The organism is Tenacibaculum sp. 190130A14a (assembly GCF_964048965.1).
In the GTDB taxonomy this organism is placed as follows: domain Bacteria; phylum Bacteroidota; class Bacteroidia; order Flavobacteriales; family Flavobacteriaceae; genus Polaribacter; species Polaribacter polynesiense.
The window spans coordinates 3,180,034-3,198,859 of the sequence record NZ_OZ040189.1 but is presented as its reverse complement, the minus strand read 5'-3'; the positions used below and the strand labels follow the sequence as shown (position 1 = coordinate 3,198,859).

The window sequence follows — 18,826 nt, the reverse complement described above, 5'->3', positions numbered from 1 at the left end:
AGAAAGAACGTTAGAAAATCTGTAAGAAATTGATAATTAAGTGATAACGATTAATAAATTATAGACGTTGTTACTACACGTTTTTATTCCATTTCTTTTTCCGAAGTATATGTTTTTAATCGAGAAATAAATCCGCTAATTTTTCTGCTTTCATTCGACCATTTTCCTTTATATCTTTTGTTGTTTTTATCATAATCGTGCTGAAGTTCTCCCTCTAAATCAGCTAAATATATATCTAAGTCCATTTTCAAAGACTGAAGAGTAGGAATAAATTCAGTATTTTCTGATTCCATTTTTTTTACAATTTCTAAAAGCTCATGGCCTGTTCTTTTTAATGAGTAAATACTTGGCTGCTTTAAAAGACTCTCGTTAAAAATTTCTTTTCTAATTATCTCAGATTTTTTTTCAAATTCTTCTGTTGTCATTTAAATGTTAGTTTTTATTAAAAGTCCGATTATAATTATTGGCGGTAGTACTATCAAAGCGTGATAAATCAATCCCGTTTTTAAATAATAGTCAGTTTTTATTTTAAAAACATCATGTTTTGTCAATTCATGATATTCAGCCTTTGATGCTCTGAACATATTATGGTCAATAGGTTCGTGATTTTCATGTCTCTCTAAGATTCGTTCGTATTTGTTTGAAATTTGTTCCGCAAACTCTTTCTTTTCCTTTAACTTTGGTTTATCAGTTAATGTTTTGAAAATTCTTAAATCATTGTATAATTTAGATAATTCTAATCCGCAATTGTGATATTGCTTTGCTTTTGTACTAAAATCTTTGGCGTTTTCAATTTGCCCAAAAACTAATAATAATATCGATAAGCAGGTTATAGAATAGGCAATCAAATTTTCGTCGATAGATTCAGTCGAATAAATGTTATAAACAGATAAAAGTCCAACAGCAATAAGATAAACAGATAACATACTTAAACATAAATTTGATAATTCAGCTACCTTTAAAAGTCTTTTACTTGCATTAAATCTACTTCCTTTAGTTGACCAAATTTTATAATTTAGTTCCTCGATGAAAGTTTTGTCTAAATAATCTTTATATGATTTTTTTTTCTTCAAAGTAGTTTATGCGTTTTCAATTCGTTTTAATCTTTCAGTAATATCGATTTCGTATTGTTCGAGTAATTTTTGATTATTTATTGCTACATTTATATCATTTTTTATCACTCTCAATTCATTTACTACTCCATTAAGTTTGTTATCAAGAATTATTTGGTTTTTGATTATTCTTTGATATTGTTCTTCTGTCATAATTTTTTGTATAAATGTGTATTAATGTTTTGGTTATGCGCAGTGTCCGATTTGGCCTTGTGTATAGGTTTTGTTCGCAGTTGAGTGTTTTATTCGAATTCAATTTTAACTAACTCATACTTATCCTTATGCAGTAGTTTTTTGTCATCCAATGTTATTATATGAGCTTCATCAGTGTAAGGCTTCAATTGTTCATTTTCCATAGCACTTAATATTATTTGATTCTTTTTTAATAAACTGCTTGTAAGTATATTTACTATTTTTTCGTAATTTGTAAAAGATTGCTCCTGTTGATTTGGAGTGTCTATTACTAAAGGTGATTTAGTCTCATTACCAAACTTTTCTACCATTGAAAAGATTGTTAAATAATATCCTAGAATTGCCCTAGCTCCTTCAGCTGCCCCTCCTTCTTTTATAACCTTGTTGTAATCTAATGGAGAATTAATTTCTGAGAGATTAACAGCTTCAGCATCCAATTGCTTTATGTAGTTTGATAATGTTGAATTAAAGTAGTTTAAGATAGTATCTGTTTCATCTTTAGTGGTTAACGCCTTTTGTTCTTTTTTTAATTCTTTTATTTCTTTAGTGATAATAGCAATCTGCGTTTTTTTAAAACCTTTGGTTTTACTGACATTGGTTTTTATTGAGTTACCAGCAACACTTTCGATTATCTGATTAAAATCTATTTTTGAGTCACTTTCATCCTCAATAACATATTTTTCATTGATTACAGATATTTGCGACCTAACATCTTCTAGTTTTTTTGCATTGGAAGTGATTTTCTTGTCAACTTTATCTATAGATTTAATGATTTCATCAAGCTGGTTTTCTGCTTGTGTTTTGTCTGTCATGATCGAAGTTCTATTAACTATTGAATTTTCATGTACAACTCCGCATAATGGACATTCTATTTCATCTTCCGCAATATTTTCAACGCTATACTTATAGTCTTTATCAAGTTCAGAGATTAATTTCTCTGTCATGACTTGCTGTTGATATAAATATGATTTTTCAGAATTATTAATGGCTGTTTTATGAAGTAATTCTTCTTGATTTAGTTGAAGCAATTCTAAATCTTTTTTAATACTATCTGTAATTTTGTCAATTGCTGGTACTGTCGTTACTGTATTTACAGCGTCAGGAATGTAGCTTTCAATAACATCCAAAGTTGTTTCAATTTTTGCTACTTCAGATTCAATGTTTTTTTGATTTTCTTTCTTTTCAGTCTTTTCTGATTCTAATTTAAAGTGCTCTGGTTTTAGTAAACCAACATGGTACTTTACAATTGTAGATTTCCAGCCACGATACTGACCTAGCTTTTCAAAGTTATCCCATGCATTTGCCCAACTCCTTTTCTGGTCTATATAAAATGGGATAAAATAATATGCGGGGGGGGGAGTTTCTTGCGAACCAGTTTTTTGATTGGGTAATAATGCATTGAAACCGACTATCTGTGCAAATTTCTTTGAAAAACTACCTGTGATTTTACGATAGTCCCTATAAGCATAACCTTCTTCTTTTAAAGAAATTTCATTTTTGTACCTTTTTACACGATAAATTTTATCGTCAACTTCAAAGTCTACTATGGTTTTACAGTCTTGTGCATTCCATGTTGTATCAAGTTCAGGTTCACAACCAAGCCCCCAAAAAATTAACTTTATCAATGTTGATTTACCAACACTGTTATCTTTTGCTGTTACTAGATTCAGATTTTTGCTGAACTTGAACTGATTTGCTGACTTTGTTGAATTTGACAGAACTAGCAGTTGTATGAATTTTAAGCTTTTCATTTTGTTTAGTTCTTAGATTTCTAATTAATATTTTAAAGTTGTTTTTATCCATTACGCCATCATTATATATTCGCATATTATAGCGGAAGTCACCTCATTCTCACATGAAAACTGCTTTCTAATCTTAGAGGGTAATTTATTTTTTAGCTGGTTAATAACATCTAGAAATTCCGTGGTTCCAGATGAAATTATTGATTCAATGTTTGTTTGAAAAAAAGCACTTGTATCATGTTGTAAGCTACTTCTATTACTAATTCTTTGTCTTTTGTATCTCGAAAAGGATCGCTTCAATAATTTTGATTTTATAGAGTTAAGCCCTATTTCTGTACAAATTTTATTAAATTCGACGTAAATCTTTTCTTCATTTTTGATATTAGTAAACTCATTAATTACAGTATTTACTTGAACAGACGTGAGCGCCTTATTTTTCAATAGCTCATCCCATTTAGTGAAGTCGTAACTTACTTTTCCTTTGCGAATAAGTTCATCCATTAAAACCCTGTAAATGGATTCATCATTAAAGTAGGAGTCAGGGTACATTCGATTAATCAACCCTGAAATTTCTCCTATTAAGACTTTCTGATAATTAGTGTCGGTAAAATCAGGAATAATAAATTTTAAAGAAGATGGTAGTTTTGAAACAGAAATTTCTTTGTTTATAGCTTCTTCTAATTTTTTTAATTGCTTGTCAGATAAGTCTTCTTTTCTAATGATTTTTAAATCAACATCTTTTGTTTTTAACTCGAGATTAAAACTACTTGTACAAACAAGGTTTAAAGAACTAATCTTATTAGCATATGGTTTTGATTTTACACTTTCAATTAATTTACCTAAGACAGATCTTCCATTCTTTTTCTTTTCTACCAATTGATATTGTGTAAAGGTAGTTGAATTGGTTTTTACTTGGTTGAATTCGAATCTTGCATCAGTTGATTCTAATGAGTTGCTTAAAACTACATCTTCGTGTAACTCAATGAAAACAGCATATTCATCTCTCACGTCATGTTCGCTAATTACTTTATATAAAGCCCAATGATATTGATAAAGATATTTATCAATGGTTTTTGCACCAGACTTTTCTCTCTGAGAATCAAATAATGGGTTTGTATTGTCTTGAATGTTCATTGATATTTTTGTTTTCCTTGCTGCTAACTTATTTATATACGTGTCTTTTGTTCGCTTATACAGCCCATTTGGAAGTATTAACGGAACTATAGGTGTTTTTTAGAAGTTTCGAATGTAAAAGAATAACAATAAAGAATCTTACGGGAAACCACATAGTACGAATGGTTTTACTACGGTTTTCATTTAGAAGAAGTTGTTTTGAGTTGAGTTGTTTTAGTAGGTGAGAAGAAGTAGGTGATTATTCCTTGCTTTTGCTGGTTCTTTTGGGTAGTACAGATTTTATTAATCGTATAATTCCATAGATAATAAAATGTACAACAGGAAAGGCTAAACCATAAAATAAGACTACTAAAGAACCTCCACCACTAAAATTTTCTTCATCACTAAAAACATAGGCCATAAATGCGGTGTACAAAGCATAACATATAAAATGACACCAATATTCTTTCTTGTTTGATTTGAATATTAGTCCGCATAAAATCAAGATTAACGTGATTCCATAAATGAAATAGAGTCTTGTAAATTCGCTGTCTGTTGGAATCATTGAATTGTGTTTTTCATTTTCTAAACAACTTAATGCTTTAATAATTCCGTATACTGTTATTTGGTTTTCTGCTGTTGTAAAAAGCCAATCGAAATTAATTATAGGTCTTGTGGTCTATTATTTTTTTTGAGAAATTCTATTCCCACGATAATCAAATTCATTTCCAAAATCATCTTTCCAAGTAAGACCATAATTGTTTTTTTTGAAAGTCTTAGGATCGGCACCTTTTAATATGTTTGAATTATAAAATACATATCTATCGTCTTTAGAAAAACAATAATCTAATACTTGAAATGTTTTAGGGTTTGCGTGAATTATTATTAAATTGTTAAAATAGACATTTTGATCATCTTTATAATAATTAAATCTATTTTTTGAATGAGATTCATATACAGATTCAAAACTATTATAATCTATGTTAACTTTTTTTAAAGTTTTAGGGTTTAAAGGTTCATATTTAGTCCCAAATTCAAAAACAGTTGTGTCTATTAAAACTACATTTTTAGAAATTGAATATAGCTTTTCATAAGTTTCTATTTTTTCCGAAAACAAAGAAATTCGACGATCCTTGTCATACCCTACGTAATAGAGCGTGTTGTTCGATAAAATATATTTTTCATTGATTTTTTTAGGTAACGATTCTATTTTAGAAATTGTAATTATTTTCCAGTCATTTAAATCAGAATAAAGGTTTTCTTTATCATAAAAGAAATCATCGTTTAAAAATTTTAGACTGTTATAATCAACATTCAATTTTTCTCCTTTGAAATAATAGTTGTTTTTATCTTTTGTCCAAGAATATTTACTCGATTTGTTTTTTTGTAAATACTGGAATGTTTCAACGTCAATTCCAACAATGTCAACTGGATTCAGACGGTCAATTCCATGTTCATAAACATTGTTTTTATCTTTAATGATTCCACTGGAAGTTATCTTAAAAGAAGAATAATCTATATGATGTTGTGTGTGATATTTAAAATATATTGATTTAGAATCTTTTGATATGTGTTCAGAAAGTATCTCAAATGTTTTACTGTCAGCTTCAGACTTATTGTATCCTAATTCAAACCAATTACCATTCGGCGAATAATAAATATTATTGTTTTTAATGAAATATGATTTTGATTTTTTTGAATCAAATAACTCGCCTTTTACACAAGAAGAAAGACCAAAGGTTAAAAGTATTATGTAAAGTTTCTTTTTCATTTTTAAATTATAGTAACAGTTAGATAACGTTTTCTATTCAAATTTGGTGAGGTTTTCGGTCCAGTATTTTTCTATAAAATCCCATTTTTTATTCCAGTTGCCATGGTCTCTTTTTATATATTTTAAAAGCTTCTTTTCAGAATCGATAATCTTATAAATATATATACCATTGGTTTCATTTTCTAAACAACTGAATCCTTTAATAATTCCATATACTGTTATTTGGCTTTCTGTTATTTTAAAAAGTTCACTCTTCCAGTCATAATCAGCACAACCAGCACCTCTATATGAATAGTAAAACTCGGTTTCTTGTATTCTTTTTGAATTAGGAAACTTGTTAAATGATTGTACCTCTACAAAACTATTGGATTCTTTATCGAATAATAACAACTCTTGAAGTCCAGGAGTATTGGATACATAATTCATTTTTATGTCAGAGTATCCGTCACCATTAAAGTCTGAAAATTCAAAATCAAAGGGGTTTTCCTTATTTTGATAAACAGTTTCTCCTTTAGCGTTCACTACAGTAAAATTGCCTGGTCTTTTTATACAAGCTTCAAAAAGAGTTCCATTTATTGTTTTCTTTTTACAATCAAAAAAATATCGCTCTTCTAATGCGGCTTTAACATCATTTTTTGGAGTTTCATGTTGTTTTTTACACGAACAAAAAACAATGAGAGTCAAACTTATTAATATGTTGATTTTCTTTTTCAAGTCGGTATCTATCACCTGTAGGAATATGATTAAAATTTAATTCACGCTTTAATATTTCACATTGTGTTCCTTTTCCAGAATAAGAGGGGTTGTAATAATTAGTATTTCTCTTTATCTGTTTTTATTTTTGACGTTTCAAAATTATGGTGTTCTCAGAATTAAATTCGGTCGGTCGTATTCCTCCAAATCCAATAGCAAATTCCATGGTGTCATCATCAATAAAATTTGAGATGCAGAGTAGTTTCTTTTGTTCTTTACTCTCAAACATTGTAAGTATTAGATCTACTTGGATAGGTTGTGTTTTGTTATTTATTTCATAAGTCATACTTCCTCTTTTTCCATTTTTAACAAAATCTTTTCCACCTAATATTTCTCCATCTATTTCGAAATAGGCATAGCCCTCCGAATCAAAATTTAAGAATCCTATTTCCTTTTTAGCTTCTCCAATCCATTTTCCAATAAATTTTGCTTTATCATTTTTAATATTCATTGATAAAAGTGGAATGATAAAAAGTATAATTAAAAATCTCTTCATAATTTTTTTAATGTTTTATAGCGTTTTTGTGTATGATTTGTTGTTTAATTTAGCCATTGTTATTTTGTACACTTTATTATAAGCTGGCTTTGATACGTTCAGTTATTTCTTTAATTGATCCAAGTCCGTCAAAAGTTGTTACGTCAAGCTTTGATTTCATGTATGTTATAGCTGGCCTTGTTGAAGCTTCAAAAACCTCAATTCGCTTTATATGAATCTGAGGGTCTTTGTCATCTTTTCGGTCAGATGTTTCTGCTCTTTTCTTCGCTCTGGCTAAAAGTTCAGATTTAGGTACCTCAATATTTAGTACCCTTCCTATTTCCATGTTTTTTTGCTCCACTAGTTGAATTAAGTCATTAACTTGAGCTTCGGTTCTTGGATAACCATCTAGAATGATGCCTTTTTTATCTTTATTTTCATCTAGTATATTACTAAACAATTCTTTCATTAAAGAGTCAGGAACTAAATCACCTTTTTCTTCATATTGTGCCATTACTTTTCCAATTTCAGTTTGATTTTCTTTTTCAAGTCGGCATCTATCACCTGTAGAAATATGATTAAAATTTAATTCACGCTTTAGGATTTCACATTGTGTTCCTTTTCCAGAATATGGGGGTCCTGTAATAATTAGTATTTCCATTTACTTTTTTCTTTTTATCTGTTTTTAATATAGCCTAAAAACCTTATAAAAATAATGGTTTTGGTCTATTATATGTAAGTTTTTAACACGGTTTTTAAGTAGTATAAGGTTAATTGAGTAACTAGTTAGAAGTGGTTTTAACTTTCATCTCCAAACCATATGATTCCTAATTTTTTGTCTGATACAATTAAAAAGCCATAATCATACCAGTAGTTATAACTGAAGTTATTCCATCCAGTCATGTTAAGTTCATCTTCGTGCACATTGTTTTCAAAAAAAACTTGCCAATATGAGTTGGTGTAAATTTTCTGAATATTATCGAACTCTTTCAAAAAAGAAGTAGCTAGTTTATTTCCTTCATTCCATGTCATGAAGTATTCATTATACTTACATTCCTTAATTATTGATGATATTATAGCTTTTTTTGCAAAATCTAAATCAAGGGCTTTTAAAGAGTCTATATTGATTTTTTCTAGATCAAAAAAGTCTGATTCTTTAATTTCATTTTTGAAATTATTGAAGTCGGTTTCATTTTTATCTCTGTAAATTATATCACAAAATACTTCACCTATTTCAGCTCCATATTTGGTGGTGTAGTACGATTCAATATTCTTAGAAAATTTTTTAGGGTCGAATTTCATTTAGCCATTTTTTATATCGGTTTCTATTTTCGTTTTTTTAATTAATTTTCCAAGCGGTTGAAAGTTTAACTTTGAATTCGTCTCCGATGTTTACTTCTTTCATAAGGATTTCTGTATCTAAATGGTTTTTAGTCAGTACTTTGACTGTGAAAAAAACATTTGTCTCAGCATTAATATTGTATTTATTAGTAATTACCCCGCTAATAGAAAGGTCTTTTGATTCATCAAATACCCATTCTAAAGTTCCATTTGAACAAGGATAATCTACAACACTATTGCTGTCACTTACAGGCATCTTTATTTTTAACGTGTCTCCAATTTTGTATTTATTATAAAGCGCAACTGCTTTTATTGTCTGATTTTTTTCACATTCAATTATTGGTTTCCAATATTCTACATACCTATCAACTTGAGATTGTAACTCTATGTCTTGATTATTCAAATATCTACGATAAGAAGTTAGAATTATTGAAGACATATCATCATAATGATGAATTCCAATGGAGTCAAAAAAGTTTGTCAGATTTTCTGATTGCTCGTGATGTCTCAAAAGATTGTTTCTTAAATACATTCCAATTCCAAAGTGATAATTTCTCGGTTTTGTAGAATCTTTTTTATGAATGTTTTTAAAAATCTCAATTTCCTTTGGATCCCAATTTTTGTCGAGGTATTTAAATGAGAATTTTAGTTCTTTTGGAATTTTCTCTTGTTTATTGCAAGAGAGAATTGTTAAAGTTAGAAATATGATTATTAATCTTTTCATTGAGTTTTTCGAATTACTGGAAACTTATTTAAATTTGAAATAACCAATATATTTTTTGATGGGTATTTATGGCTAATTGACAGAAGTTGATCACTTCATTTAAATCGTTTTTATACTTCTCATATCTGTACTCTTTTTTTAAATAAAAAAAGCTGTTTTCGATTTTTACTTTTTCTTTAAATTCTACCCATAATTCAACTTCGTTGCTTTCTAAATTGTGATTGACAATTTTAAATTTATCGGTTACATCATAATAAAAAGAGTCTCCTTGAATCCAACAACTACTATCATTAATAATTAGATCGGTTGGTAAATTTTCTTTTTCCATTCTTTCATAATCAATGTCAATTTCAAAAGGAAGCGAATCTTTATTATGTTCTAAGTAGCAATCTATTTTTTCGAGAATACTTTTTAGTTTTGAAGGCTCGATTAGTTGTACGGTATTATCATCAAAAAAATCATAGTAGGGAGCGTAAAGCAGATCAATTTCATTTTGATCAAGAAATGGTTCATGTGTTTCCCATAGGGCACTTGTTGTAATTTCAGATTGAAAATCCCTTCCTAAAAAAGGAGCTAATCCCTTTTCATCATATTTGTCATTTTCTAATCTTATATGAACTTCTGCTCCCATGTATATTTTTACGTTGTTTTTTTTAATAGGGTTATCAAACTTGGAATTGTAGATAAGAGAGCACTGATTGTTAGAATGAGTCCGTAGTTTATTTCATTATAACCTAATTTTCTCGTTCCATCATCGCAAGCAGTACATTCAATTAATTTAAAATGTGCATCAAATGCACTAATTCCAGTCAATAACAAACTAAACAATAGAAATAGGATTAAGGCATTGATGGCTATTTTTTTGATTTCTTTTTTTCTATTGGCAATGCTAAATAGTAAAAACACCAACCCGAAACTTGTAAAATAAACAGGATCTCCAAAAAGGTAAAAGTCCTTCCCAATAAATATTATATGGTTATTGGTTGTCCATTGAAATAGATCTTGAATTAGTTGACGAAAAAAAGCATCAGCGTACATGGCTATTCCAAATCCAACTACAAAAAATATAATCCCGATGAATATTCTTTTTATCATTTTAACTTCTTTGTTGTATATAAAGATTTAGTGCACGAGTATTAAGGTTTTCTATTGAGAAACCGTAAATAATTAAACGTTATGTTTTGTATATTAAGTACTTAAGTCGGTGTCGTCCCAGTTTACTCCTTTAGATAACATCCAGGTTAAAGAATGTCTTCGTTCATGAATTACTCCACCATTACCCATTGGATCAAAACCATTCGGTACAGTTTTTCCTCCCATTTGAGCACTTCTAACGGCATTATGTAAACAATAAAACAAATCTTCTTTCTCTTTTAATTGATCTTCAGAAATAGTTTGTTTGTCTTTTATCCAATCTTCAATTAGTTCATCTAAAGGACAACAAAAATCTTGTAAAATCTCTTGCATTTGTTCTCCAGACATCATTTGACCAGAAATTTCAGGTTCGTTATATCCGAAATACCAAGCCAGTGACCAAGCATTTTCGAATTTCCAACCAATTTGGTTTCTTGCTTCCTGGTCATCTCGAGATAAGTTGAGAATTTCTTTTTCATCCTCATCCATAAAATCTGTAAGTTCATTTTTGTCAATGAAATTCAGAATTGTTTCAGTCTCTAAATGTTCTTCAGGTACCATTAACCAAAGAACAAGTGCTTTTATGGCATTTAATCTTTGCGCAATTTCAATAGTTGGTCGGATTTCTCGTTCAAATTCTGTAGGTAAAGAACTTGCTGGTCTAAACCCTGCATCAAGACAGATAGCAATATTTTTGAGTCTTAGATCCGTCATCCAAGGAACTTTTTTAAAAATTTCTAAACCGTTTTCATTTTTTGTTTCTTGTTCATAGCTCTCTTTATTCTTTGAGCCAAATAATTTTTTTAAAAAACTCATTTTTATATTTTCTTATTTCAATTGTAGCGGAAAGATAACTAATAAGATTGAATTTGTTTCGTAGAAATATAGGTACGGTTAATTTTCTCCTATTAGGTGTTTTTTTAATATTCGTTTATAATGATTTTGTTGCCCTTTGCATTGATGTCAATTTCATAAGCATAAGACTGTATAGTATATCCTACATTGGCAGTATACATAACAAAATGTCTATTGTTATTCGTTGTAAACTCTTTCCATTCAAGTATTGACTTTTCATCAAAGTCACAAGGCCAAGATAAAGAAGGGAAAAAGTAGGTGTCTTCATTAAGCCAATATTTTAGATGGATATCTTCTATTTTTTTGAAAGCTTCGTCAGAGTCTATTTTTCCATTAATATGTTGTTTGTTGATGGCTAACTTCTCTTTGTGAAATTGACGGATAAGAGCAACCTTAGGCTGATTGTCTAAAACATGTAGATGACTTCTTGGTTCAATTATTTTGATTTCTTTACCAGCTTTAAAAATTTTAATTTCTAAAAGAGCATAGTAAATAATTGTTTGGTCTTGACGTTGATAGTCAAATCCATTAGCATTTAAATAATAACTAAATAAAGAAAGGATGTTTTCGTTAAAGTCTATATCAGACTTGAATTTGTTTTTCTGATATTTTTTAGGAAGAGTTTCTCTAAATGAATCTATTTGATCATTCAATTTGCCGTTAATTGAAGGGTTTTTATCTGACCATAAAAATGTTTTATCGTTAAGATTGAAAGTTCCTAAGATTTTTGGTTTTGCAATTACTTCATATCCATTTTTTTGAACAGTATATATAACTTCTCCTTTTGTTTGATTAAATACATATTCATTGGTAGGTTGCATGTTCCAAATTATTTTTTGGTACATGTTTCTTAAATTCATTTCGGAATTTGCTTTCGAAAATTTAGTTTCTAAATCAGATTGTCCTTTAGAAAAGAATGAAATCATAAGAAATATTATGGTTATGGTTGATTTGTACATTTTTATTTAATTAGCTACAAGGAATTTGTGTGTGGTTTTTGGTATTAACTTTATTCTATTTTTTTAGTGTTAAATATATACATAGATCCGTATGAACCTCTACAAGTAATAAAGAGTTGTTTTGGAATTCCTTTTTTAAAATCAATAATTGTTTGTTTATGATTACAGTCGTCACACTTATCAGGTTCAAATATGAGTTTGTTGTTTTTAATTCTCTTTGGTAAATCACACTTGGCGGTGATATAATAATGACCTAAATATTCATTTTTATTCGAAAATAGCATTATTCTGTTCGTGGCTCTTTTTGATATTCCCCAAATCCAACTTGAATTCAAAATCTTATATTCAATTCCGTTTTCATTTATAACTCCTAAAAAGGTCAATTGAGTTTCAGTACCTCCAAATTGAGTCCATTTTCCATAGGTTATGGTCTTTCCAATTTGATTTTTTAGTAATGTCTCAATTAGAATTGATTGATTATTTACTTGAGAGAACAAACTAAAGTTCATTATCAGAAATAATCCTATCGAAAGAATTTGATTCATTTATTTCTGTTTTATGTTGATTGGTCTGTCCACGTAATTAATTTCCACTTTCCATTTACCTTTTTGAATTCAAAATCTATTGCAATCCCGTTTTCAATTCCGTTAATTTCAATTATAGCGGAATCATTTTCAAGTATTATTGTTTGTTCATATTCTTCAAAGATTTCTTTTTCAGATGTTTCATTAACATAGAATTCTTTTAAGCGATATTCGTTAATACCTAATAACCTTTCTTTTAGTTCATTTTCCGAATTCTGAAAATCTTTTATTTTAACTGGAAAATGAACTCTACTCATTTGGAAAGCAGAATCTTTACTAAAGTATTTTAAAAACAACTTAAAATCAGAATCAACATTTTTAGGTACACTTATTTGAACTTGTTTTTTGGGAACTGTTTGAGCTTTTTCATTTTTAGAAACACAAGCAAAGAAGAGTATGACTAGTATTATTAAATATTCCTTTTTCATAAATTTAAGTAAGATGTTTTTTTTATGCTTTCTCGGATAAAGACATATGTGGTTTTTCTGAGTAGTTTAAAAGTAGTTAATTCTAGTTAAGTTTTACTAATTTGTGATTTCTTTTAGTTCGAAATACAGTTTATTTTACTTTGAAAAGCTCAAATTGATAGCTTCTATCTCTCCAAATAGTTTTTAAGAAAACAGAGGTGTCATCGTTCGTTAATATTTCATATGTGTAAACATCTCCAGCTTTACTAAACTCCTTTTTCATAGGGTCATTACTTTCTTTGAAAATTAAATCGAACGTGCAGTTTTCTTTCCATTCAATGTTTAAAAGAGAGTATGTTTTTCCGTTTTTCATACGTTCTAAGAACATATGGTTAGATATAGTAACATAAGTTGTGTCAACTTTGGCATTTTTTGAACTTTTAACGAGGTAATAAAAGTCTCCATTTTTTAAATCGTTACATTGTAAATTAGCTTGTTTGACAACTTTTTCCTCATTACCGCTAACTTGAGACTTGAAGGTGTTTAAGATATACGGACAATCTTTGGTTAATTGTACACCAATTTTACTGCCCAGTTCTTCAATATTAATATCATTTATTGATTTGACATTATAATACTTTTTTATCTCTTTTAAATTGTCAACGATTAAGTCTTCAAAACAAGGAGCAACTTCATCCATGTTTTTTACCTCATTCTTTTCAATGCACTTACATAGTTTTTTAGACAAATTAGTAATAAAATCTTGCGCTGTTATATTATCAGAGAATCCAAAGAAAAGGAATGCAAGTAGTGCGATTTTAAATGTTTTTTTCATAGTGTTTTTATTTTTTACTGTAAAGCTAATTAAATAGAGGATAACCTTTCTGTTTTTTTAATAGTTCTAATAAGTGTTACTTCATTCCGTCTATTTCGACCGAATGAGACAACAGAGCTGTGTTTATTAGGGTCACATATGCTATTTACATATACTTTATTATGGCTAAATAGTATGGTAATTTGCTCTCCCCAGCTTCCTGATAAAAAATTAGGATGTGTTTTAGCAACAATTGCCTTTGAATTTGAAAAGTATAAATGCCATTCTAAGTCTTTTGCAACATTTTCAATAATTTTTTCTAATTCTGATTTATCTAAACTTGTAGTTACTTGTTTTAATTTTAGTCTGTTTTTTTGTATAAAAATGAATAAAACTCCAATAACAGAGAAAGTTATAGATATCCAAATAATTCCAGGCTTAACAGGTTCCAGAGTATTGGAAAAGAAGTCTTTTAAATACATAAAAACGGTAATCAAAGGCATTATAAAAAGAGCAAATACAATTTCATAATGAGAAAACTTTTCCCAAAAACTTAATGCAAGTTTTTTATTTTTTAATCCATATTTTATTTTTTCATTAGTCATAGCTTTTTTAGATTACACATTTATTTTCGATAAGGTTCCTCCATAAAATCTTTGTTTTTTGAAAGTATTTGAACTCTACTTTTAATTCTATCTGCTATCGTTGGTTTATCAAATTTTATAGGAACTATAGTCTCTAATTTTTTCAATGCTTCAAATGCTGTTTCGTTGATTTCTATTTCTATCTGAAGTTTGTCTAATTTCAAAATGAACTCTTTTCCACTTGACTTTAGGACACTGATGGATTTTATTTCGGTCATGTCAATTTTTTTCTCCCATCCATTTTTTACAATGGTTATTGATTCACGTTCAATAATTACTTGACCATATTTAGAATGTAAAAGGCTATTTAGAAAAGAAATAAGTATTGTCAAAAATATAAATAACGCAGAAGCAAATTGAATTTCATGTTCATATGCTCTTAAAAAATGGTCAGGACCAGAGGACGTGTATTTCAGTAAAAGAAATATATATATAAGAGCTATGAGCTTGACAAAAACAAAGTACTTGTGCCTGTAAATATAGTTTCGATTAATGATGGTTAGTTCCATGTTAAGCAATTTTTAGTGGTAAATTTAATTAAAAATATGATTCTTATTTACTTTTTAATCTTTGGGTTAGTTGTTTTAAGAATAATTGCTCAATTTCTTTTTTACTGAGACTTCTAATGTATTTAACATGATCTTCATTAATACCGTTGCTAAATAAAAAACCATTACCTTCTACAATAAAACTATGAATGCTATCTAAAGTAATTTTAGTTATTTCTTTATCTATTTTAGTGACCTTTATTGTCATATGAATGGTGGCATTCTTTTTAGGTAGCTTAATTGAGTAATTGTTTATTTCATTTATGCTGTTTCCATATATATGTAGCTTTTTATTTACAGTTTGAAAGTCTACTTTTACTTGAGTTGATATATTAGATTTGATAGCTATGTTTTCAAAATGATGAGGTATTGAGGTTGCTATAAAGGCAAAACAGCTTATCACAATTATTAATGGTTTTATAATTGGTTTTGAAAATATGGAAAAAGAAGTTTCTTGTTTCCAATAGATATAAGAGATAGGTAAGATGAGCAGGGCTATTAAATCGGAATAATCTACGGTTCTGTTAATTCCAATATTATAGGAATGCGCAAAATCAAAAAAAGGTTGCGAAAATTCTGATTTCCAAAAGACAAAAAAGAGTCCAGTTAATACGTAAATAGATTTTGTTCTTTTTGGTAAGAAGCAACTAAAAAAATAAGGAAAAGCAAAGAGACCAACAAAATCAGATAATTTTCCAGTTAGGTAATTATGAAACTCATATTTTAAATATAAATCGTTTAATAACAATAATAATACTGACCCAAGGAACAGTCCTCGGTATAAATGATTTTGTTTATTCATGATTTTTTCTGTTTTCTTTGCTAATCCAACATCTCATGTACATGCTCACAACTTTTTTATTGGGGTAAAGCATATGATAAAGAGAATGAGAACCATCGAAGCATATTTCTGTTCCATATTTTTCTGGATTTGAATTCCAGTTTACTTTTTGATTTCTATTTTCATAAATTTCAATTATATCGGCATCTAAATATTTACTAATTTCATTATTCATCCTTTTTTTTAATTTAGAGCGGCCGTTTTCTAATACGACATCGTAAAACAAATAATCTTTACCGTTGTATATTTGAATATAACTTGGAGCACAATTTGAGCAGCTATGACTAAAAGACTCAACAAGCAAAATTTCTTTTTCTGGATGTTTATTTCTCAGGTAGATAAATTCTTTGAGATATACTTTTCTAAATTCGTAAGTAAAAAAATGTAACCTAGCATTCATTGACTGCGCTGATTTAAAAGGAGACTTTTCAATATTTTCTTTTTCTGAATTTTTTATTTTTTTATCAAGTTCATATAATGTAATAGGTGTTTTCTGTGAAAAACAAAAATTTACTGAAATGACGGTGTATATTAATAGATAAACTATTCTTTTCATATAAATGCAATTTATTTAATTTTCAATAAGTAGAATTATCTAATGTAACTAAAAAAACGTACTGAACCCAAAGGTCAAGTACGTTTATCGATATAATAAAAGGTAAATAGGTATTTTACAACACCTTCTTCAACATATTTTTTCCTGTGACAGCGGTAGCCGATAAGATTCCCGAGAATAAGGCCCCTCCAACACCTGCCGTAACAATATCTTGCCCAGTTAAGTAAAAGTTTTTAATAGGTGTTTTGGGTTTTAAAAATCCTTGTCTAAATCGTGAAGGGCTATGATCTAATCCGTAAATTTCACCTTTTTCGTAATTCACAAAATGTTCGGTGGTTAAAGGAGTAGATAGCTCGTAATAGCTTATTTTACCCTCTAAATGAGGTAATTGTTTGTACAATTCCTGTAACAGTCGTTGTGCAATGGTTTCTTTGATATCTTCATATTCCTCACCACGTTTTTTCCATGAAGAGTCTTTCCATTGTTCAAAGGTTTCATAAGGTACCAAGGTGATAATATCTATAGAGCTTTTTCCAGGATAACGATTCGACCAATCTGGATCTTTAGCACATGGGAAAGACATATATACAACAGGAAAAGGTTGTGATAAATCATCTAAATAATTTTGTACACAGCTATCATGATCTCCTTTTTCAGGATATACCCAATAGTTGGTGGTTGGAATTTGTAATTCTTCTGGAGTACCTTCTAATCCGATATACAAACTTACATGGGCAACCGAAGGTTTTACTTTTTGCAATTGTTTTTTTAATTGATACTTTTCTACCGTTTGTTGTGGAAGTAATTTATTATAGGTGGTAATTAATCCGGCATTGCTAATAATGTTTTTAGCCAAAATTTGTTTGCCATCTTTCATTTGAACTCCTGTAGCTTTTCCTTTTTCAATCAATACCTGATCTACTTCAGCACTTACCAAAATAGTTCCACCTGCTTTTTCAATCACAGGATCAATAGTTTTGGCAATCTGAGAAGATCCTCCAATAGGAAAGCTTCCTCCGTCAAAATAATGGCGTGCTACAGAGGCATGCATCGAGAAACTACTTTGCTTTGGGGGTAATCCGTAATCACCATATTGTCCTGTAAGTACTTTAATGAGCTCTTCGTTATCGGTCATTTCACGAAGTACTTGATAGGTAGTTTTATCGGAATACTTATGAAAAGGCTTACGTAAATATCCACCAACAAGGCTATTGACAAAAGGAGACAAAGTTTTGCTGATATAATAGTTTTTGCTGGCTCTTACAGCATTAAAAACTGTGTCTACATAGCTATGAATTGCTTGTTCTTCTTCTGGGAAGTAAGCAATCATTTGTTTTTTAAAGTTTTTAACTCCTTTTACAAAATCATAATGTTTATCGCCAATAACAATCTTATCATATACTTGGCCCATGTCTTGCCATTTTAATTGGCTATCAGTAACATAATCGAATAGTTTTTTTAATAAACTTTTTTCACGTTGTACTTCTCCAATATAGTGTATTCCTACATCCCATTCGTAACCTTTACGTTTAAAGATATGGGTAAAACCGCCTGCGGTATAATGTCGTTCTAATACTAGTACTTTTTGACCTTCTTTAGCAAGAATCGCTGCTGTGGCAAGTCCGCCCATTCCAGAGCCAATAATAATAGTATCGTAATTTTCTTGTAGGGTAGGTTTCTTTTTGTAGGATTGAATCATAAAAAGTTAGGAGAATTTTGTTAGTTATTCGGTGCAGTTTTTATAGTTGTAGCCTTCTCGATATAAAATGGTGGTTCCACTTGATGCAATGAGATGAACTACATTGTTGTTACATTTAAAATCTAAGGAGGCTTTTAATGAATTTCCGAAGTGTAAATCAATGGTCAATTCCTTTCCGTCATAGGTCCAAGGATTTGGATTAGGAATGGCATCACTTAAGGAACCAAAATTACCATCGGTACTGTAAATAGTATGTCTTAAATCATTGGTAAATTCATAGAGTACTGTTTTTTCAAAACCTACAAGATGCCATCTTCCCACTAATGATTCTTCTTGAATTAGATCATTGTTGTTTGATGAGCAACTTAAAAAGACCGTAGCAATGAACAGTAGTGTCAAAACTTTTTTCATAAGATGAGGTTTTAAGGTTAAAAATGTAGTAATACTTAAAATTAAGCCTAAGCAACTAAGTTAGTAAATTAAAATTAGATGGATGGCAGTTAAAAGCTCTTAAGAGAGGTTTTGGAAGCTAAGTGAATGATGCTTGTTGTTCTTTATTTTG

Annotated in this window: 26 protein-coding genes; all 26 read right to left on the bottom strand. The window is 29.2% G+C overall.

Annotated elements, in window-relative coordinates; genetic code table 11:
- Nucleotides 1-83: 83 nt before the first annotated feature.
- Nucleotides 84-425 carry a hypothetical protein gene (locus tag ABNT22_RS14865; protein WP_348717890.1) on the bottom strand — a complete coding sequence of 114 codons (342 nt, stop codon included), beginning with the start codon at nt 423-425 and terminating at the stop codon, nt 84-86.
- The gene (locus tag ABNT22_RS14860) at nt 426-1,073 is read right to left on the bottom strand and encodes an SLATT domain-containing protein (protein ID WP_348717891.1); all 648 of its coding nucleotides are present in this window, start codon (nt 1,071-1,073) and stop codon (nt 426-428) included. It lies immediately after the preceding gene.
- A gap of 6 nt (nt 1,074-1,079) precedes the next feature.
- Nucleotides 1,080-1,265: a hypothetical protein gene (locus ABNT22_RS14855; RefSeq protein ID WP_348717892.1), complete on the bottom strand. Its 186-nt coding sequence runs from the start codon at nt 1,263-1,265 to the stop codon at nt 1,080-1,082.
- 89 nt (nt 1,266-1,354) lie between these two features.
- Nucleotides 1,355-3,055, bottom strand: a complete 1,701-nt coding sequence (locus ABNT22_RS14850) for a hypothetical protein (protein ID WP_348717893.1) — start codon at nt 3,053-3,055, stop codon at nt 1,355-1,357.
- A 51-nt stretch (nt 3,056-3,106) separates the two neighbouring features.
- A complete protein-coding gene (locus ABNT22_RS14845) occupies nt 3,107-4,180 on the bottom strand; it encodes a DUF4297 domain-containing protein (RefSeq protein ID WP_348717894.1) in 1,074 nt (357 codons plus the stop codon).
- Nucleotides 4,181-4,418: 238 nt separating this feature from the next.
- A complete protein-coding gene (locus ABNT22_RS14840) occupies nt 4,419-4,724 on the bottom strand; it encodes a hypothetical protein (protein ID WP_348717895.1) in 306 nt (101 codons plus the stop codon).
- 117 nt (nt 4,725-4,841) lie between these two features.
- Nucleotides 4,842-5,930 (bottom strand): DKNYY domain-containing protein, encoded by a 1,089-nt coding sequence (locus ABNT22_RS14835; RefSeq protein WP_348717896.1) that lies wholly within the window; start codon nt 5,928-5,930, stop codon nt 4,842-4,844.
- Nucleotides 5,931-5,963: 33 nt separating this feature from the next.
- Nucleotides 5,964-6,614, bottom strand: a complete 651-nt coding sequence (locus ABNT22_RS14830; protein WP_348717897.1) for a hypothetical protein — start codon at nt 6,612-6,614, stop codon at nt 5,964-5,966.
- Nucleotides 6,586-6,699 (bottom strand): hypothetical protein, encoded by a 114-nt coding sequence (locus ABNT22_RS14825; RefSeq protein WP_348727302.1) that lies wholly within the window; start codon nt 6,697-6,699, stop codon nt 6,586-6,588. The genes ABNT22_RS14830 and ABNT22_RS14825 overlap by 29 nt, the downstream gene beginning before the upstream one ends.
- Nucleotides 6,700-6,765: 66 nt before the next feature.
- A complete protein-coding gene (locus ABNT22_RS14820) occupies nt 6,766-7,179 on the bottom strand; it encodes a hypothetical protein (RefSeq protein WP_348717898.1) in 414 nt (137 codons plus the stop codon).
- Nucleotides 7,180-7,255: 76 nt separating this feature from the next.
- Nucleotides 7,256-7,819 (bottom strand): adenylate kinase family protein, encoded by a 564-nt coding sequence (locus ABNT22_RS14815; RefSeq protein ID WP_348717899.1) that lies wholly within the window; start codon nt 7,817-7,819, stop codon nt 7,256-7,258.
- Nucleotides 7,820-7,956: 137 nt separating this feature from the next.
- Nucleotides 7,957-8,460 carry a hypothetical protein gene (locus ABNT22_RS14810; RefSeq protein WP_348717901.1) on the bottom strand — a complete coding sequence of 168 codons (504 nt, stop codon included), beginning with the start codon at nt 8,458-8,460 and terminating at the stop codon, nt 7,957-7,959.
- A gap of 37 nt (nt 8,461-8,497) precedes the next feature.
- The gene (locus ABNT22_RS14805; RefSeq protein WP_348717903.1) at nt 8,498-9,223 is read right to left on the bottom strand and encodes a DUF6794 domain-containing protein; all 726 of its coding nucleotides are present in this window, start codon (nt 9,221-9,223) and stop codon (nt 8,498-8,500) included.
- A 28-nt stretch (nt 9,224-9,251) separates the two neighbouring features.
- The gene (locus tag ABNT22_RS14800) at nt 9,252-9,854 is read right to left on the bottom strand and encodes a hypothetical protein (RefSeq protein ID WP_348717904.1); all 603 of its coding nucleotides are present in this window, start codon (nt 9,852-9,854) and stop codon (nt 9,252-9,254) included.
- A gap of 8 nt (nt 9,855-9,862) precedes the next feature.
- Nucleotides 9,863-10,318: a hypothetical protein gene (locus tag ABNT22_RS14795; protein WP_348717905.1), complete on the bottom strand. Its 456-nt coding sequence runs from the start codon at nt 10,316-10,318 to the stop codon at nt 9,863-9,865.
- 93 nt (nt 10,319-10,411) lie between these two features.
- The gene (locus tag ABNT22_RS14790) at nt 10,412-11,173 is read right to left on the bottom strand and encodes a DUF4272 domain-containing protein (protein WP_348717906.1); all 762 of its coding nucleotides are present in this window, start codon (nt 11,171-11,173) and stop codon (nt 10,412-10,414) included.
- Between the two features lie 104 nt (nt 11,174-11,277).
- Nucleotides 11,278-12,138, bottom strand: a complete 861-nt coding sequence (locus tag ABNT22_RS14785) for a DUF6882 domain-containing protein (protein WP_348717907.1) — start codon at nt 12,136-12,138, stop codon at nt 11,278-11,280.
- 83 nt (nt 12,139-12,221) lie between these two features.
- The gene (locus ABNT22_RS14780; protein ID WP_348717908.1) at nt 12,222-12,716 is read right to left on the bottom strand and encodes a hypothetical protein; all 495 of its coding nucleotides are present in this window, start codon (nt 12,714-12,716) and stop codon (nt 12,222-12,224) included.
- An 11-nt stretch (nt 12,717-12,727) separates the two neighbouring features.
- Entirely contained in the window at nt 12,728-13,183 is a 456-nt protein-coding gene (locus ABNT22_RS14775; protein WP_348717909.1) for a DUF4348 domain-containing protein, read from the bottom strand.
- A gap of 130 nt (nt 13,184-13,313) precedes the next feature.
- Nucleotides 13,314-13,997, bottom strand: a complete 684-nt coding sequence (locus ABNT22_RS14770; RefSeq protein ID WP_348717910.1) for a hypothetical protein — start codon at nt 13,995-13,997, stop codon at nt 13,314-13,316.
- 29 nt (nt 13,998-14,026) lie between these two features.
- On the bottom strand, nt 14,027-14,581 hold the full coding sequence (locus ABNT22_RS14765; RefSeq protein WP_348717911.1) for a hypothetical protein: 555 nt from the start codon (nt 14,579-14,581) through the stop codon (nt 14,027-14,029).
- A 20-nt stretch (nt 14,582-14,601) separates the two neighbouring features.
- Nucleotides 14,602-15,129 carry a hypothetical protein gene (locus ABNT22_RS14760; protein WP_348717913.1) on the bottom strand — a complete coding sequence of 176 codons (528 nt, stop codon included), beginning with the start codon at nt 15,127-15,129 and terminating at the stop codon, nt 14,602-14,604.
- A gap of 43 nt (nt 15,130-15,172) precedes the next feature.
- A complete protein-coding gene (locus ABNT22_RS14755) occupies nt 15,173-15,970 on the bottom strand; it encodes a hypothetical protein (RefSeq protein ID WP_348717915.1) in 798 nt (265 codons plus the stop codon).
- The gene (locus tag ABNT22_RS14750; protein ID WP_348717916.1) at nt 15,963-16,565 is read right to left on the bottom strand and encodes a hypothetical protein; all 603 of its coding nucleotides are present in this window, start codon (nt 16,563-16,565) and stop codon (nt 15,963-15,965) included. The genes ABNT22_RS14755 and ABNT22_RS14750 overlap by 8 nt, the downstream gene beginning before the upstream one ends.
- Nucleotides 16,566-16,680: 115 nt before the next feature.
- Entirely contained in the window at nt 16,681-18,264 is a 1,584-nt protein-coding gene (locus ABNT22_RS14745) for an NAD(P)/FAD-dependent oxidoreductase (RefSeq protein WP_348717917.1), read from the bottom strand.
- Between the two features lie 24 nt (nt 18,265-18,288).
- The gene (locus ABNT22_RS14740) at nt 18,289-18,675 is read right to left on the bottom strand and encodes a hypothetical protein (protein WP_348717919.1); all 387 of its coding nucleotides are present in this window, start codon (nt 18,673-18,675) and stop codon (nt 18,289-18,291) included.
- Between the last annotated feature and the right edge of the window lie 151 nt (nt 18,676-18,826).

Bases quoted from the DNA above. Each gene is read 5' to 3' on its own strand.
- ABNT22_RS14805 (WP_348717903.1), bottom strand. From the start codon at position 9,223: ATGAAAAGATTAATAATCATATTTCTAACTTTAACAATTCTCTCTTGC.
- ABNT22_RS14795 (WP_348717905.1), bottom strand. From the start codon at position 10,318: ATGATAAAAAGAATATTCATCGGGATTATATTTTTTGTAGTTGGATTT.
- ABNT22_RS14770 (WP_348717910.1), bottom strand. From the start codon at position 13,997: ATGAAAAAAACATTTAAAATCGCACTACTTGCATTCCTTTTCTTTGGA.
- ABNT22_RS14810 (WP_348717901.1), bottom strand. From the start codon at position 8,460: ATGAAATTCGACCCTAAAAAATTTTCTAAGAATATTGAATCGTACTAC.
- ABNT22_RS14765 (WP_348717911.1), bottom strand. From the start codon at position 14,581: ATGACTAATGAAAAAATAAAATATGGATTAAAAAATAAAAAACTTGCA.
- ABNT22_RS14760 (WP_348717913.1), bottom strand. From the start codon at position 15,129: ATGGAACTAACCATCATTAATCGAAACTATATTTACAGGCACAAGTAC.
- ABNT22_RS14840 (WP_348717895.1), bottom strand. From the start codon at position 4,724: ATGATTCCAACAGACAGCGAATTTACAAGACTCTATTTCATTTATGGA.
- ABNT22_RS14820 (WP_348717898.1), bottom strand. From the start codon at position 7,179: ATGAAGAGATTTTTAATTATACTTTTTATCATTCCACTTTTATCAATG.
- ABNT22_RS14850 (WP_348717893.1), bottom strand. From the start codon at position 3,055: ATGAAAAGCTTAAAATTCATACAACTGCTAGTTCTGTCAAATTCAACA.
- ABNT22_RS14755 (WP_348717915.1), bottom strand. From the start codon at position 15,970: ATGAATAAACAAAATCATTTATACCGAGGACTGTTCCTTGGGTCAGTA.
- ABNT22_RS14845 (WP_348717894.1), bottom strand. From the start codon at position 4,180: ATGAACATTCAAGACAATACAAACCCATTATTTGATTCTCAGAGAGAA.
- ABNT22_RS14775 (WP_348717909.1), bottom strand. From the start codon at position 13,183: ATGAAAAAGGAATATTTAATAATACTAGTCATACTCTTCTTTGCTTGT.
- ABNT22_RS14780 (WP_348717908.1), bottom strand. From the start codon at position 12,716: ATGAATCAAATTCTTTCGATAGGATTATTTCTGATAATGAACTTTAGT.
- ABNT22_RS14750 (WP_348717916.1), bottom strand. From the start codon at position 16,565: ATGAAAAGAATAGTTTATCTATTAATATACACCGTCATTTCAGTAAAT.
- ABNT22_RS14785 (WP_348717907.1), bottom strand. From the start codon at position 12,138: ATGATTTCATTCTTTTCTAAAGGACAATCTGATTTAGAAACTAAATTT.
- ABNT22_RS14740 (WP_348717919.1), bottom strand. From the start codon at position 18,675: ATGAAAAAAGTTTTGACACTACTGTTCATTGCTACGGTCTTTTTAAGT.
- ABNT22_RS14815 (WP_348717899.1), bottom strand. From the start codon at position 7,819: ATGGAAATACTAATTATTACAGGACCCCCATATTCTGGAAAAGGAACA.
- ABNT22_RS14865 (WP_348717890.1), bottom strand. From the start codon at position 425: ATGACAACAGAAGAATTTGAAAAAAAATCTGAGATAATTAGAAAAGAA.
- ABNT22_RS14790 (WP_348717906.1), bottom strand. From the start codon at position 11,173: ATGAGTTTTTTAAAAAAATTATTTGGCTCAAAGAATAAAGAGAGCTAT.
- ABNT22_RS14855 (WP_348717892.1), bottom strand. From the start codon at position 1,265: ATGACAGAAGAACAATATCAAAGAATAATCAAAAACCAAATAATTCTT.
- ABNT22_RS14800 (WP_348717904.1), bottom strand. From the start codon at position 9,854: ATGGGAGCAGAAGTTCATATAAGATTAGAAAATGACAAATATGATGAA.
- ABNT22_RS14745 (WP_348717917.1), bottom strand. From the start codon at position 18,264: ATGATTCAATCCTACAAAAAGAAACCTACCCTACAAGAAAATTACGAT.
- ABNT22_RS14835 (WP_348717896.1), bottom strand. From the start codon at position 5,930: ATGAAAAAGAAACTTTACATAATACTTTTAACCTTTGGTCTTTCTTCT.